This window comes from Leifsonia soli (assembly GCF_013408745.1).
Taxonomy (GTDB): domain Bacteria; phylum Actinomycetota; class Actinomycetes; order Actinomycetales; family Microbacteriaceae; genus Leifsonia; species Leifsonia soli.
Map to the genome: position 1 here is coordinate 843,043 of NZ_JACCBJ010000001.1, position 14,448 is coordinate 857,490.

13 protein-coding genes are annotated in these 14,448 nt (G+C 71.4%); 5 read left to right on the forward strand and 8 right to left on the reverse strand.

What is annotated here, in order from left to right:
- Positions 1–27: 27 nt before the first annotated feature.
- Complete coding sequence (locus BJ963_RS04125) at positions 28–732, forward strand: DUF8185 domain-containing protein (RefSeq protein WP_179454822.1); 705 nt, start codon at positions 28–30, stop codon at positions 730–732.
- A gap of 95 nt (positions 733–827) precedes the next feature.
- Here BJ963_RS04125 and BJ963_RS04130 read toward each other — a convergent pair whose 3' ends face one another.
- The 8 genes from BJ963_RS04130 to pepN form a co-directional block, all read right to left on the reverse strand.
- On the reverse strand, positions 828–2,474 hold the full coding sequence (locus BJ963_RS04130) for an FAD-binding dehydrogenase (RefSeq protein ID WP_179454824.1): 1,647 nt from the start codon (positions 2,472–2,474) through the stop codon (positions 828–830).
- A gap of 37 nt (positions 2,475–2,511) precedes the next feature.
- Positions 2,512–2,910, reverse strand: coding sequence for a globin (locus tag BJ963_RS04135; RefSeq protein WP_089911505.1), 399 nt, complete (start codon positions 2,908–2,910; stop codon positions 2,512–2,514).
- Positions 2,907–4,148: a mechanosensitive ion channel family protein gene (locus BJ963_RS04140; RefSeq protein WP_179454826.1), complete on the reverse strand. Its 1,242-nt coding sequence runs from the start codon at positions 4,146–4,148 to the stop codon at positions 2,907–2,909. The genes BJ963_RS04135 and BJ963_RS04140 overlap by 4 nt, the downstream gene beginning before the upstream one ends.
- Positions 4,149–4,207: 59 nt before the next feature.
- Positions 4,208–4,882 (reverse strand): response regulator, encoded by a 675-nt coding sequence (locus tag BJ963_RS04145; protein WP_179454828.1) that lies wholly within the window; start codon positions 4,880–4,882, stop codon positions 4,208–4,210.
- Positions 4,879–6,249 carry a histidine kinase gene (locus BJ963_RS04150; protein ID WP_179454830.1) on the reverse strand — a complete coding sequence of 457 codons (1,371 nt, stop codon included), beginning with the start codon at positions 6,247–6,249 and terminating at the stop codon, positions 4,879–4,881. The genes BJ963_RS04145 and BJ963_RS04150 overlap by 4 nt, the downstream gene beginning before the upstream one ends.
- Positions 6,250–6,257: 8 nt before the next feature.
- Positions 6,258–7,124, reverse strand: coding sequence for an ABC-2 transporter permease (locus tag BJ963_RS04155; protein WP_179454832.1), 867 nt, complete (start codon positions 7,122–7,124; stop codon positions 6,258–6,260).
- A complete protein-coding gene (locus BJ963_RS04160) occupies positions 7,121–8,032 on the reverse strand; it encodes an ATP-binding cassette domain-containing protein (protein WP_179454834.1) in 912 nt (303 codons plus the stop codon). The genes BJ963_RS04155 and BJ963_RS04160 overlap by 4 nt, the downstream gene beginning before the upstream one ends.
- A 119-nt stretch (positions 8,033–8,151) precedes the next feature.
- Entirely contained in the window at positions 8,152–10,710 is a 2,559-nt protein-coding gene (pepN, locus tag BJ963_RS04165) for an aminopeptidase N (protein WP_179454836.1), read from the reverse strand.
- 99 nt (positions 10,711–10,809) lie between these two features.
- Between pepN and BJ963_RS04170 the strand changes: the two genes are divergently transcribed.
- From BJ963_RS04170 to BJ963_RS04185, 4 genes are read left to right on the forward strand one after another with little or no spacing between them, the layout of a single operon-like run.
- Positions 10,810–11,298 carry a ribose-5-phosphate isomerase gene (locus BJ963_RS04170; protein ID WP_089911488.1) on the forward strand — a complete coding sequence of 163 codons (489 nt, stop codon included), beginning with the start codon at positions 10,810–10,812 and terminating at the stop codon, positions 11,296–11,298.
- Positions 11,298–12,293 (forward strand): Fpg/Nei family DNA glycosylase, encoded by a 996-nt coding sequence (locus BJ963_RS04175; protein ID WP_179454839.1) that lies wholly within the window; start codon positions 11,298–11,300, stop codon positions 12,291–12,293. The genes BJ963_RS04170 and BJ963_RS04175 overlap by 1 nt, the downstream gene beginning before the upstream one ends.
- Before the next feature lie 9 nt (positions 12,294–12,302).
- The gene (locus BJ963_RS04180; protein WP_179454841.1) at positions 12,303–12,941 is read left to right on the forward strand and encodes an FMN-binding negative transcriptional regulator; all 639 of its coding nucleotides are present in this window, start codon (positions 12,303–12,305) and stop codon (positions 12,939–12,941) included.
- Entirely contained in the window at positions 12,938–14,398 is a 1,461-nt protein-coding gene (locus BJ963_RS04185) for an amidohydrolase (RefSeq protein WP_179454843.1), read from the forward strand. Before BJ963_RS04180 ends, BJ963_RS04185 begins: the two co-directional genes overlap by 4 nt.
- Positions 14,399–14,448: the final 50 nt, after the last annotated feature.

Here is a 14,448-nt window from a genome sequence, read left to right on the forward strand (position 1 = left end):
GTGGTGTGTTGGTAGTTTAGACATCCGATGAGCCAGTCGTTTTCTCTAGTCGATCTCCTCGCCGTCGCCGATCTGCAGACCTATCTGTCGCGGGCGGCCCGCGTCGAGGAGGGGTCCGTGCGCCTGATCGCCGGATCGGGGGTCCTGGCCGTCTACACGGCGATCCTCTATCCGCGCGGTCTGATGGACGAGACGCCCACCGTGCTGGGCCTGCGCACCTTCGCGACGGGCGAAGAGGTGGAGTTCGACGTCGTCGTCCCCATCCGCTCGCTGCTCGACCGGGTGGCGCGGGTGCGCGAGGGCGCCGAGGCCGCCCAGGCAGCCGAGGGCGAGGGCACGGCCGGTGCGCCGATCGAGATCCGTCTGCCGCTCGAAGTCTCGACGGTCACCTGGGCGGGCATCTCGCCGCCGCGCGGCGGGTGGCAGAAGGTCGGCGAGACGTCCTCGGCGCTGCTGCAGTCGACGGCGAAGGCCGGTGTCGCCGAGGTCGCGGAGGCCGTGCCGACCGGCACGGGGGAGCAGCTGGTGCAGCGCGTGCGTGCCGAGGTGTGGGGGCGTCCGATCGACGACCTGGAGTACATCCCCGCCGGTGCGGCGTTCGCCGCGGACAGCCTCGGCTTCGTCGGCGACGACGACACCGTCACCATCCACGAGACGGGCCGCTGGACGCGCCTCACGACGCGCCGCGGCCACACCCTCGTCCGCCGCCAGGCCTGGACCCTCCGCCGCTAACCAGCACACAGCTCCTGCAGCCCACCGTCGAGTCCGCGATCTTTGCACGCTCGACGGCGGTTCAGCGTGCAAAGATCGCGGACTCGACGGCGGGGCTAGGCGCGGGCGGCAGCGCGACCGGCCTGACGGCCGGAGAAGAGGCAGCCGCCGAGGAACGTGCCCTCCAGCGCCCGGTAGCCGTGCATCCCGCCGCCGCCGAAGCCGCTCGCCTCGCCGACCGCGTACAGCCCGGGCACCACGGACCCGTCGGCCGACAGCACCCGTCCGTCGAGGTCGGTCTCGATCCCGCCGAGGCTCTTCCGGGTGAGGATGTGCAGCTTGACCGCGATGAGGGGTCCGGCCGCCGGGTCGAGCAGCTTGTGCGGCGATGCGACGCGGATGAGGCGGTCGCCCCGGTAGCGGCGCGCCGCCCGGATCGCGGCGAGCTGCAGGTCCTTGCCGAACTCGTTGTCCAGCTGCCTGTCGCGTTCGTGCACGTGCCGCGCGGCCAGCTCGGTGTCGAGCGGGACGTCGGCGATGCGCTGCATCCCGGCGAGCAGCTCGTCGAGCGTGTCCGCGACCACGAAGTCGGCGCCCTTCTCCTTGAACGCCTCCACCGGCCCCGGCGCGCCCGGGGTGACGCGCTTGGCGAGCAGCCGCACGTCCTTCCCGGTCAGGTCGGGATTCTGCTCGCTGCCGGACAGAGCGAACTCCTTCTCGATGATCTTCTGCGTCAGCACGAACCAGCTGTAGTCGGACCCCGTCCGCCGCAGGTGCTCCAGCGTCCCGAGCGTGTCGAACCCCGGATAGAGCGGCGAGGGCAGCCGGTCGCCGCGCGCGTCGAGCCACAGCGACGACGGGCCGGGCAGGATGCGGATGCCGTGCCGCGCCCAGATCGGGTCCCAGTTCTGGATTCCCTCGGTGTAGTGCCACATCCGGTCGCCGTTGATCAGGTGCGCACCGGCGTTCTCGGCGATCCCGAGCATCCGTCCGTCCACGTGAGCGGGGACGCCCGACAGCATGGAGGCGGGAGGCTCGCCCAGCCGGGCGGGCCAGGCCGCACGGACGAGGTCGTGGTTGCCGCCGATCCCGCCGGAGGCGACGATGACGACCGGCGCCCGCAGCTCGAAGTCTCCGACCACGTCCCGGTTGCTCGGCGCCCCGCGCTCGGAGCCGTCCGGAGCCAGGACGGCTCCTCGCACACCGGTGACGCGGCCGTCCTCCACGATCAGCTCGTCGACCCGGTGGCGGTTGCGGATCGCCGCGCGTCCGTTCGCCGCGGCCGACTGCACCCGTCGAGCGAAGGGCTCGACGACTCCCGGTCCTGTGCCCCACGTGATGTGGAAGCGGGGGACCGAGTTGCCGTGGCCGCCGGCCGTTCCGTCGCCGCGCTCGGCCCAGCCGACGACGGGGAAGAAGCGGACGCCCTTCTCGTGCAGCCACGCGCGCTTCTCGCCGGCCGCGAACTGCAGGTAGGCCTCCGCCCACTGCCGCGGCCAGTGGTCCTCGTCGCGGTCGAACCCGGCCGTCCCGAACCAGTCGTCGCGGGCGAGCGCGAGGGAGTCGTGCACGCCCATCCTGCGCTGCTCGGGGGAGTCGATGAGGAACAGGCCGCCGAACGACCACCACGCCTGGCCGCCGAACGACGCCGATGGCTCCTGCTCGACGATCGTGACGCGGCGGCCGGCATCCAGCAGTTCGGATGCGGCGACCAGGCCCGCGAGGCCCGCGCCGACGACGATCGCGTCGGGTTCGTAGGTCATCCGTGTCTCCTTCGGCACCGGGATGGCGGGAGGAGGGCTACTCCTCGAATGTGTTGACCATAGCGAACGCGGCACGCTCCAGGTAGTTCCAGAGCGTCTCCTCCTGCAGCGGCGGCAGCCCGAGCTCGTCGACGGCGGTGCGCATGTGCGCCAGCCAGCGGTCGCGGGCGTCCGGGTTGACCTTGAAGGGGTTGTGCCGCATCCGCAGGCGGGGGTGCCCGCGCTGCTCGCTGTACGTCGTCGGGCCGCCCCAGTACTGCTCCAGGAACAGCGTCAGCCGTTCCTTGGCGGGACCCAGGTCCTCCTCCGGGTACATCGGGCGCAGCACCGGGTCGTCCGCGACATCGCGGTAGAACGCGTCCACCAGCCGGACGAACGTCTCATGCCCGCCGATCTGGTCGTAGAAGCTCGGCTGCGGGCCGACGGGGATGCTCACCGCGACACTCCGTCCGGGTCGGCGCCATCGCCATCGGGCTTCGGCGATGCGGGCTTGCGCGCGGCGGGCTTGTCGGTCTTCACCGGCGATGTTGTCGGCTTGTCCGCCGCCGGCTTCGCGCTGGCGGGCTTGTCCGCCCCCGTCCGAGCCGACGCGGCGCCCCCGACCGCCGGCGCGATCCGGATCGCGCCAGGGTCGGCCGGCCGCCCCGCTGTGGCCTGGCGCTTCGCGGCGGCGCGGGCCTTCCGGCCCTTCAACGGCGGCTCCGGCGTGACGATCGGGCTCGGCCGGGTGCGCGGGGGCTTCGCGCCCAGGACGCTCGCGGCGCTGTCGAACCCGCTGAGCACGACGGCCGAGAGCGACGGGAGCTTCACGCCCATCTCGTCCAGGGCGCGCTTGAGCTGCGTCCGCAGCTCTCGCGACACATCGTCCTTCGCGGTGGTGCGGGTCTTCAGGACGATGCGGATGACGACGGCGTCGGCCGAGATGGACTCGATGCCCCACAGCTCCGGCTTCTCGAGGATGCGCGAGCGCCACTTGGTGCTGGTCGCCAGCGCCGTGGCGGTCTCCATCATCGTGGCCTCGACCGCCTCGACGTCGACGTCGTAGGGCACGGCCAGGTCGATGATCACGCGCGCCCAGCCCTGCGACATGTTCCCGACGCGCACGATCTCGCCGTTGCGCACGAACCACAGCGTCCCGTTCACGTCGCGCACCTGGGTGACGCGGATGCCGACCGCTTCGACGACGCCGGTGGCGGAGCCGAGGTCGACGACATCGCCGACGCCGAGCTGGTCCTCCATGACCATGAACAGCCCGTTGAGCACATCCTTGACGATGTTCTGGGCGCCGAAACCGAGCCCGGCGCCGATCGCGGCCGTGAGCAGGGCGAACGACCCGAGCGCGTTGGGCACGAACACGTTGAGGATGAGGATGATCGCGATGATGCCGATCGTCACGTTGACGATGTTCGTCAGGACAGAGCCGAGCGTCCTGGTGCGCTGCACGACGCGGACGGCGGCCAGCGGCGATGCCACCAGCGCCTGCGTGTCGCTGACGTTCTGGCCCTTCTTGACGCCGCTGACGATGCGGGCGACCACCTTGCGGATGACGACGCGCAGGATCCAGCTGAGCAGCAGCGCGCCAGCGACGATGCACACGGCGCTGACGAGCTTCCAGCCCGCGTCGACCGACCACGTCCCGAGGTCGGTCCAGAAGTCTGATTTCAGGATTCCCATACCCCGTCGAGCCTACCGAGCCGCGGCTTGGCGGTCGCTGGAACCGCGGGCGCGGCGGGTCATCGCTCCAGCAGCCCGTGCTCGTAGGCGAAGATCACCGCGTGCACGCGGTCGCGCAGCTGCAGCTTCGACAGCACGCGGCCGACGTGCGTCTTCACCGTCGACTCCGTCAGGTAGAAGCGCGCGCCGATCTCGCCGTTGCTGAGTCCTTCGCCGATGGCCAGCAGGATCTCGCGCTCCCGCGGGGTCAGCGCCGCCGCAGGGTCGTGTCCGGCCGGGGTGCGCGACGACCCGGCAGGGAGCCGGTCGGCGAACATCTCCAGCATCGCCCGGGTGACCCGGCCCGAGACGGCGGCGTCGCCCGCGGCCACCGCGCGCACCGCGCCGATCAGCTCGTCGGGCCGCGCATCCTTGAGGAGGAAGCCGCTCGCGCCGGCGCGCAGCCCTCCGAAGGCGTACTCGTCGAGGTCGAACGTGGTCAGGATGATGATCCGCGCGCCCGGGTCCGTCTCGACGATGCGCCGGGTCGCCTCGATGCCGTCGAGCACCGGCATCCGCACGTCCATCAGCACGACATCCGGGCGCACCTGAGCGGTCAGCCGGACAGCCTCCGCGCCGTCTGACGCCTCGCCGACGACGACCAGGTCCGGTTCGGCCTCCAGCACCATCCGGAATCCCATGCGGACCAGCTGCTGGTCGTCGACGAGCAGGATGCGGATGGGGGCGTCGGTCACGGGTTCTCCTTGGTCGTGGTCGAGGGTGCCGGGGTCGGTGGCGTCTCCGGATCGGATGGGGCCGGCGGGGTCTCAGCGGTCGGCGACGCGGTGGATTCCGGCGCAGCCGCGCGCACCGCATCGAACACCGCGCGCACCCTCCACCCGCCGCCCGGGCGCGGCCCGGCCTCCAGCGTGCCCCCGTACAGCCCGACGCGCTCGCGCAGGCCGATCAGTCCCCGGCCGGACCCGTGCCCGGCCGAGGGATGCAGCGCGGCGTCGTCGTCGATCGTCACGATGACGGTTCCCGGCCCGAAGACGATGACGACGCGCACGGCGGTCGCCGAGGCGGCGTAGCGGAGCGCGTTGGTGAGTCCCTCCTGCACGACGCGGAAGATGGTGAGCTGCTGTCCGACGTCGTCCGGCGGGAGGCCGGTGATCGTGATCCGGACGGGGAGGCCGGCCGCGCGGAACGTCTCGATCAGCTCCCCGATCTCGCCGACGCCCGGCTGCGGCTCACGGGCGGCGCTGACGTCCTCGCCGTCGCGCAGGACGCCGAGGAGTCTGCGCATGTCGGCCAGGGCGCCGCGCCCCGTCTCGGCGACGAGGCGCATGGCCTGTGCCGACCGTTCGGCCGGGTCGGGTCTGTCGGCTGCCGCCTCCGCCATCCGTGCCGAGCCGTCGGCGAGGGTGATCATCACCGTGAGACTGTGCGACACGATGTCGTGCATCTCGCGGGCGATCCGGCTGCGCTCGGCCGCAGCGGCGATCTCGGCCTGCTGGTCGCGCTCCCGCGCGAGCTGGCGGGCGCGGTCGATGAGGGCGTTGAGGTACCGGCGCCGGTTTCCGACATTGCTCCCGATCAGCACCGCGACGACGCTGAACGACAGCACGAGGATGCCGGAGGGCACGGCCGCCGTCTCGAGCGGCGTGAACGCCTTCGCCTGAGCGAGCAGCACCTCCACGACGAGCGTGGAGACGGTGACGGCGGAGGTCACGGCGAAGGCCACCCATGCCGAGCGGATGGAGCGGTAGACCGCCAGCGCGTAGAGCGCGAACAGGGTGGGCACCACATCCATGTCGCGGCCCAGGAAGACGCTGGTGCCGAGCAGCACGGTCGCGATCGCGAAGACCACGGCCGGCTGCTGGCGCCGGGCCAGGAGCGCGGCACCGGCCACCGCCGACAGGACGAGGTGGATGAGCTCCTGCGGCGTCGGGTCGACGGCCGAGGCGACCAGCGCCCCGATGACCGAGGGGACCAGGTAGAACGCCGCGACGAAGATGTCGACGGCGAGCGGATGCGCCCCCAGGAAACGACGGACGACCCCGGGCGGTCTCGGCAGTTCGAGTCCGCCCGGGGTCTGCGTGGTGGTCGCCTCCGCGGTCACGTCGGGGGTCAGGCGTCCCTGCGCTGCAGCAGCAGGGCGCCGCCGATGAAGGCGACGGCGGCCCAGACGAGCACCGTCACGACGTTCGCCCACGGCTCGATGTCGCCGTTGGCGACGCCGGCGAGGCCCTGACCGGCGTTGCTGATGAGGTAGTGCTGCGCGTCGGCCACCCACTGGGTGCGGGTGAGGCCGCTGATCAGGCTGGCGATGATCGGGAGCACGAGCAGAACGCCGAGGGCGCCGGCGATGCCGCCGGCGGTCGACTTCAGGATGGCGCCGACGCCGAGCGCGAAGACCGCGACGAGCCCGAGGTAGGCGCCCGCGCCGAGGATCGCCCACAGGGTGTCGGACGACAGCAGGTCGCCGGCGTATCCCTTGCCGTTGAGGATCGGGATGGCGACCGCCCACGATGCGGCGGAGGAGACGAGGCCGACGAGGAAGGCGACGACGAACAGCACGAGCGTCTTCGCCGCGAACACCGGGAAGCGGCGCGGAACGGCGGTGAACGACGAGCGGATCTGGCCGGTGGAGAACTCGCCGCTGATGACGAGGACGCCGAGGACGGCGATCACGAGCGAGGCGAACGTCAGACCGGCGGTTGCAGCGGAAGTGGCGAAGGCCGAGCTCTGCGCCTCGATGGCGGCACGCTGACCGGCGGGCACCTGGCCCACGAGCACCGACTTGTCCGGGATCGCGACGGCGACGAGGGCGGCGATGCCGACCACGAGCACGACGGCGCTGATCAGCGTCCAGAAGGTCGAGCGGAGGGTGCGGAGCTTGATCCACTCGGACCGGATGACGCGCGGGAAGCTGAGCCGCCCGAGCGAGGTGTGCGGGTGGGTGAGCGGGCTGGCGGGGGATGTGGCGGTACTCATCGGCTGACCTCCGTGCGGTACTCGACGTCGTCCTGGGTGAGCTCGAGGTAGGCCTCCTCGAGGGATGCGCTGATCGGGGTCAGCTCGTGGAGCACGATCCCGTCGCGCGCGGCGGTCTCGCCGATCTGCGCTGCGGTGAGCCCGGTGATCTCCAGCAGCTGCGCCTCGACGCCGGTGACGGCGACGTCCGCGCCGGCGACGGCTCGTGCGAGCTGCTCGGGCTGGGGCGTCCGGACCCGGACCGCGTGGCGGGTCGCGGCGGCGAGGATGCTGTCCACGGGGGCGTCCGCGAGCACGCGGCCGCGGCCCAGCACCACGATGTGGTCGGCGGTCTGCGCCATCTCGCTCATCAGGTGTGACGAGAGGAACACCGTGCGGCCCTGCGAGGCCAGGTGGCGCGCGAACTGCCGGACCCAGAGCACACCCTCCGGGTCGAGCCCGTTGACCGGCTCGTCGAGGATGAGCGTCGCCGGGTCGCCGAGCATGGCCGCGGCGATGCCGAGCCGCTGCCCCATCCCGAGCGAGAAGCCGCCGACGCGCTTGCCGGCGACCGACTCGAGGCCGGTCATGCCGATGACTTCGTGGACGCGGGACTTCGGGATGCCGTGGGTGGCCGCCAGCGACAGCAGGTGCGCGTAGGCGGTGCGGCCGGTGTGGATCGCCTTGGCGTCGAGCAGGGCGCCCACCTCGGTGAGCGGCGACCGGAACTCGGCGTAGCGCTTGCCGTTGATGAGGGCTTGTCCGTGGGTCGGGCGGTCGAGTCCCATGATCATGCGCATGGTGGTCGACTTGCCCGCGCCGTTCGGGCCGAGGAAGCCCGTCACTTTGCCGGGCTGGATGGTCACGGAGATGTCGTCGACGGCGGTCTTGGCGCCGAAGCGTTTGGTGAGGTGATCGAGCTGGATCATGACTCCGAGACTAGGGGCGGCGGGCGGCTCCGTCATCGTCCCGCGGTACGACGGCGGGTCGGCCCCGGCATGACACGAGGGGCCCCACCGCGGTGGGGCCCCTCGTGTTCCGCCGTTCGCTACTGGGCGTCCCGCTTCTGAGCCGCGAGTGCGCGCTCGACACCCGCGAGGTTCTCCACGACCATGCGGCGGAGGGCGGCGGGCTCCGGGTTGGCGTCGAGCCAGGCCCGGGTGGCGTCGCGCAGGGCCTCGTTCGCCAGCGGCGCCGGATACATGCCCTCGACCAGGTACTCCGCGATCTTGTAGGTGCGCGAGGTCCAGATCTGCTGCAGGGCGGCGAAGTACGGCTCGACGAACTGGGCGAGCACGCTCTTGTCCTTCGCCCGCTGGAAGCCGATGCCGGTGTATCGGACGATGGTGTTGGGCAGGCTGTCCGAGCCGAAGACCGAGTCCCAGGCCGCCTGCTTGCCCTCGAGCGTCGGGATGCTGGCCCGGGCCTGCGCGGCGAACTGCCCGCCGTTCGCGGTGTTGTCCGCGGCGAGGGCCGCATCGATCTCGGCCGTGCCGGCCGCTCCACCCGCGACGAGGGAGATCAGCAGCTCCCACGACAGGTCGGTGTCGATGGTGAGACCCTCGAGCGTCACGGAGCCGTCGCGCAGCGCCGCGACCGTGGCGAGCTGCTCGTCGGTGGAGGCGAGCGCGGCGAAGAACTTCACGAACTGGAACTGCGCGTCGCTTCCTGACTCTGCGCCCTTCGCCAGCTCCCACAGCGCGGAGGCCGCATCCTGAGCCGTCTGCTGCTGACGCTCCGGGGCGACGTACGCGGTAGCGGCGAGCACCAGCTGGTTGAGCGTGGTGCGGATGGTCGTCGACTCGGTCTCGGAGGCGATGTTGCCGAGCACCAGGCGCACGTAGTCGCTCGCGCTCGTCTCGGCGTCGCGGGTCGCATCCCACACCGCGCCCCAGACCAGGGAGCGGGCGAGCGGGCTCTCGATGTCGGAGAGGTGCTCGATCGCGACCGCCAGCGACTCCTCGTCGAGACGGATCTTCGCGTAGGCGAGGTCGTCGTCGTTGATGAGCACGAGGTCGGGGCGGCGGGTGCCGACCAGGTCGGCGACCTCGGTGCGCTCGCCGTCGACGTCGAGCTCGAAGCGCTCGTCGCGGACCAGGCTCTGCTTCCCGTCGCCGGCGTCGCGCAGGTTGTAGAGGCCGATCGCGAGGCGGTGCGGGCGGATGGTGGGGTAGTCCGGGGCCGCCGACTGCAGCACGGCGAACGAGGTGATCGTGCCGTCCGCATCCACCGTCAGCTCGGGGCGCAGCGTGTTGACGCCGGCGGTCTCGAGCCATTTCGTCGACCAGTCGGCGAGGTCGCGCCCGCTGGTGGCCTCGAGCTCGACCAGGAGGTCCTTCAGCTCGGTGTTGCCGTGCGCGTGCTTCTTGAAGTACTGCGCGACGCCGGCGAGGAAGTCGTCCTGCCCGACCCAGGCGACGAGCTGCTTCAGGACGGAGGCGCCCTTCGCGTAGGTGATGCCGTCGAAGTTGACCTGCACGTCCTCCAGGTCGTTGATCGTCGCGACGATCGGGTGGGTCGATGGCAGCTGGTCCTGGCGGTACGCCCAGCTCTTCTCCATGGCCGCGAACGTGGTCCACGCCTCGGTCCACTCCGTCGCCTCGGCCGTTGCGAGGGTGGAGGCGTACTCGGCGAACGACTCGTTCAGCCAGAGGTCGTTCCACCACTTCATGGTCACCAGGTCGCCGAACCACATGTGGGCGAGCTCGTGGAGGATGGTGACGACCCGGCGCTCCTTGATGGCGTCGGTGACCTTCGAGCGGAAGACGTACGTCTCGGTGAACGTGACGGCTCCGGCGTTCTCCATCGCCCCGGCGTTGAACTCGGGGACGAACAGCTGGTCGTACTTCTCGAACGGGTACGCGTAGTCGAACCGCTCCTCGTAGAAGGCGAAGCCCTCGCGGGTCTTGTCGAAGATGTAGTCGGCGTCGAGGAACTCGGCCAGGCTCTTGCGCGTGTAGACGCCCAGCGGGATGGTGCGGCCGTCGCGGCTGGTGAGCTCGCTGTGCACCGACTGGTACGGGCCGGCGACGAGCGCGGTGATGTAGGAGGAGATGACCGGGGTCGGCGCGAACGACCAGACCTTCTTATCGTCGCCCGCGTCCTGCGGCTCGGGGGTGGGGGAGTTGCTGACGACGGCCCAGTGGGCGGGGGCGGTGACGGTGAAGGTGAACTGCGCCTTCAGATCCGGCTGCTCGAAGACCGCGAACATGCGGCGGGAGTCCGGCACCTCGAACTGGCTGTAGAGGTACACCTCGCCGTCGACCGGGTCGACGAAGCGGTGCAGGCCCTCGCCGGTGTTGGTGTAGATCGCGTCGGCGACGACGGTCAGCTCGTTCTCCTCCTGGAGACCGTCGAGCTGGATGCGCACCCCGTCGCTCACGGCCGCCGGGTCGAGCTCTGCACCGTTCAGCGTCACGCTGTGCACCGTCCGCGTGATCGCGTCGATGAAGGTCGACGCACCCGCGGCGGCCGAGAACCGCACCGTGGTGGTGCTGAGGAAGGTCTCCGGCCCGGTCGTCAGGTCGAGGCTGACGTCGTAGCTGTGGGTGCGGACGAGCGACGCGCGCTCCTGTGCTTCGATGCGGGTGAGGTTTTCTCCGGGCAACGCTGACTCCTTCGAGGGATCGGACGGGTGGATCGTGTCCACCCGTCCACCTTAGCCACCGGTTCCGACGCCGTCGGTGGCCGTCCCTAGACTGTGGATATGCGCATCCACATCGCCACCGATCACGCCGGACTCGACTTCAGCAGGCACCTGCAGGAGCATCTGACCGCTGCCGGTCACGAGGTGGTCGACCACGGACCGGTCGAGTACGACCCGATCGACGACTACCCGGCGTTCTGCATCAATGCCGCCGCCGCCGTCGTGCGCGACCAGCAGGCCGGTGTGGAGGCGCTCGGCGTGGTGTTCGGCGGCTCCGGCAACGGCGAGCAGATCGCCGCCAACAAGGTCCGCGGGGCGCGCGCCGCCCTGGTCTGGAGCGAGTCCACCGCGCTGCTCGCCCGCCAGCACAACGACGCCAATGTCATCGCGATCGGGGCACGGCAGCACACGGTGGAGGAGGCCACCGCCTTCATCGACACCTTCATCGCCGAGCCGTTCTCGTTCGAGGAGCGCCACGTCCGCCGCATCGCCCAGCTGGCGGAGTACGAGGCCACCGGCGACATCGCGGGCAAGCACGTGGACCGCTGATGCCCGAAGGTCACTCCGTCCATCGCATCGCCCGGCAGTTCGCGGTCAACTTCGTCGGCCACCGCGTCTCCGTCTCGTCGCCGCAGGGGCGGTTCGCCGCGGATGCGACGCGCATCGACGGTCGCGTGATGACCGACGCGCGGGCCGTCGGCAAGCAGATGTTCCTCGAGTTCGACAACGGGCTCTGGCTGCGCGTGCACCTCGGCCTCTACGGTGCGTGGGACTTCGCGGGCGACATCAGCATCGACCCGACGATCGCGAGCGCGAACGGCCGGATGGGTCAGACCAACCAGCGGGGCACCGACCTCGACGGTGCTGATCCGATCCTCGACTCCGCCGGCGAGAACTCGCTCCACTCGATCGGTGCGCCCCGGCGCACCCGGCTGCGCATGGCCGAGTCCGAGAAGGTGGAGGCCGAGATCACGTCCTTCCCGCCCGAGCCGATCGGCCAGGTGCGCGTCCGGCTGCTGACCGACACGGCGGTCGCCGACCTCCGCGGGCCGACGGCCTGCGAGGTGCTCGACCCGGCGCAGGTCGATGCGGTGATCGCGAAGCTGGGGCCCGATCCCCAGGTGGACGACAGTCAGGAGGCGGAGGACCGCTTCGTCTCGATCGTGCGCCGCAAGCCGACCGCGATCGCCCTCCTGCTCATGGACCAGAGCGTGGTGAGCGGCATCGGCAACGTGTACCGCGCCGAGCTGCTGTTCCGCGCGAGGCAGAACCCGCACACGCCGGGCAAGCAGGTGCCGGAGGAGACCGTCCGCGCTCTCTGGCGCGACTGGGTGCACCTGCTCCGCATCGGCGTCGAGACGGGCCAGATGATGACGATGGACGACCTCGACGAGCAGTCCTACCGTCGGGCGATGGCGAACCGCGACGACCGTCACTGGGTCTACAAGCGCGAGGGGTTGCCGTGCCGGGTCTGCGGCACGCACATCCTCATGGAGGAGCTGGGCGGCCGCAAGCTGTACTGGTGCCCGGTGGATCAGGCGTAGGAGGACCCCGTGCGACAGAATCCGAGCTTCACGCTCACGGATCCGGCCGAGCTGAAGCGGCTCGTGCGCGAGAACCCGTGGGCGACTTTCGTGAGCAGCACGTCGAACGGGCTCGTCGCCTCCCACTACCCGGTCATCCTCGACGAGACGCGGGAGGAGCTCACGCTGCTCAGCCACGTCGGACGGCCGGACGAGCAGCTGCACGAGCTGGGGGAGCACGAACTGCTGGTGATCGTCCAAGGGCCGCACGGGTACATCTCGTCCGGCTGGTACGACGAGAAGCCGGCCGTTCCCACCTGGAACTTCATCGCGGCGCACTTCTCGGGCGTTCCGGAGTTGCTGAGCGACGAGGAGAACCTCGGGGTCCTGGCGCGGCTGGTCGACCACTTCGAAGGCGAGCTGCCGGAGCCGCGCCGCATGCGCGGCACCCTGGCCGACGCGCAGTACGCCGAGCGCATCGTCTCGGGCACGGTCGGCCTGCGCCTGACGCCGACCCGCGTCGTCGCCAAGCAGAAGATGAGCCAGAACCGGCCGGACCACATCGTCGACGCGATCCTCGGCGAGCTCGGGGGCGATGGACCGTACGCGAGCGCCGGCCTGCTGCGCGAGATGCAGATCGTGCACGACCGGCGGCGCGCCGCGCGATGACGCTGCTGCTCGCCGGGGCGCGGCTGCCCGGACGCGACGGGCTCGTGGATGTTGTGATCGACGGCGGACGGATCGCATCGGTCGAGCCGACCGGATCGGCGACGGGCGTGGCAGCGGGGGAGCGCATCCCGCTCGACGGCCGCTGGCTGGTGCCGGGCCTGTGGGATCAGCACGTGCACTTCACGCAGTGGGCGCAGACCGCGCGCCGGTTGGATGTGTCCCGCGCCGGGTCTGCCGCCGAGGCCGCCGCGCTGGTGCGGGCCCGCGCCGAGGCGTCACCGGCGGACTCGCCGGACGACGTGCTCGTGGGCTTCGGCTTCCACGATGCGCTGTGGCCGGACGTCCCGACACGCGAGCTGCTGGACGCCGCCGCCGGCGACCGCCCGGTCGTCCTGATCGCCGGCGACCTGCACTGCTCCTGGCTGAACAGCGCTGCCGCCGCGCGGTTTGCCCCCGGCACGCCCGATGCCGTGCTGCGGGAGGACGCCAGCTTCGCCGTGACCAGCCTGCTCACCGCCGCGGACGACGCGACCCTCGACCGCTGGGCGGCCGACGCCGCCCGGGTCGCCGCGACCCGCGGGGTGGTCGGCATCGTCGACCTCGAGTACGGCTGGAATCTCGACGTGTGGCGGCGGCGCATCGCCGACAGCGCTCCCGGGCTGCGGGTCGAGTTCGGCATCTACGGCGACCATCTCGACCGCGCCGCGAGTCTCGGGTTGCGGACGGGGGACGTGGTGGAGGGCACCGGGGGCCTGCTCACCGTCGGCCCGTACAAGGTGATCTCCGACGGCTCCCTGAACACCCGCACCGCGCTGTGCACGCACGCCTACCCGGACGGCGGCCACGGCGTCGCCAACCTCGCACCGAGCGAACTGGTCGAGCGGATGCGGTTCGCCGTCGACCACGGACTGGTCCCCGCCGTCCACGCGATCGGCGACGAGGCGAACCGTCGCGCGCTCGACGCCTTCGAGGCCGTCGGCGCGGGCGGCCGGATCGAGCACGCCCAGCTGATCGACGCATCCGACATCCCGCGCTTCGCCCGGCTCGGCGTGACCGCGAGCGTGCAACCCGAGCATGCGATGGACGACCGGGATGTCGCCGAGCGGCTCTGGCCCGGCCGCACCGACCGCGCCTTCCCGCTCGCGGACCTCCACGCCGCGGGCGCCCGCCTCGCGTTCGGCTCCGATGCGCCCGTCGCGCCCCTCGACCCCTGGGCGGCGATCGCCTCCGCCGTCGGCCGCTCCCGCGACGGGCGTGACCCGTGGCATCCCGAGCAGTCGCTTCCGCCCGAGGCCGCCCTGGGGGCGTCCGTGCGCTCGTCCGTCACGCCGGCCGGGCCGGCCGACCTCGCGGTGCTCGACCGCGACCCCCTGACGTCCGCGCCCGACGACCTCCGCACCATGCCGGTCGCGGCGACCTTCGTCGCCGGCCGCGCCACCCACGACACCCTCCGCTGACCTCCCCGCCCCTCGACGGCGCCACGATTTGCGCCAAAAGTGCGTTCTGG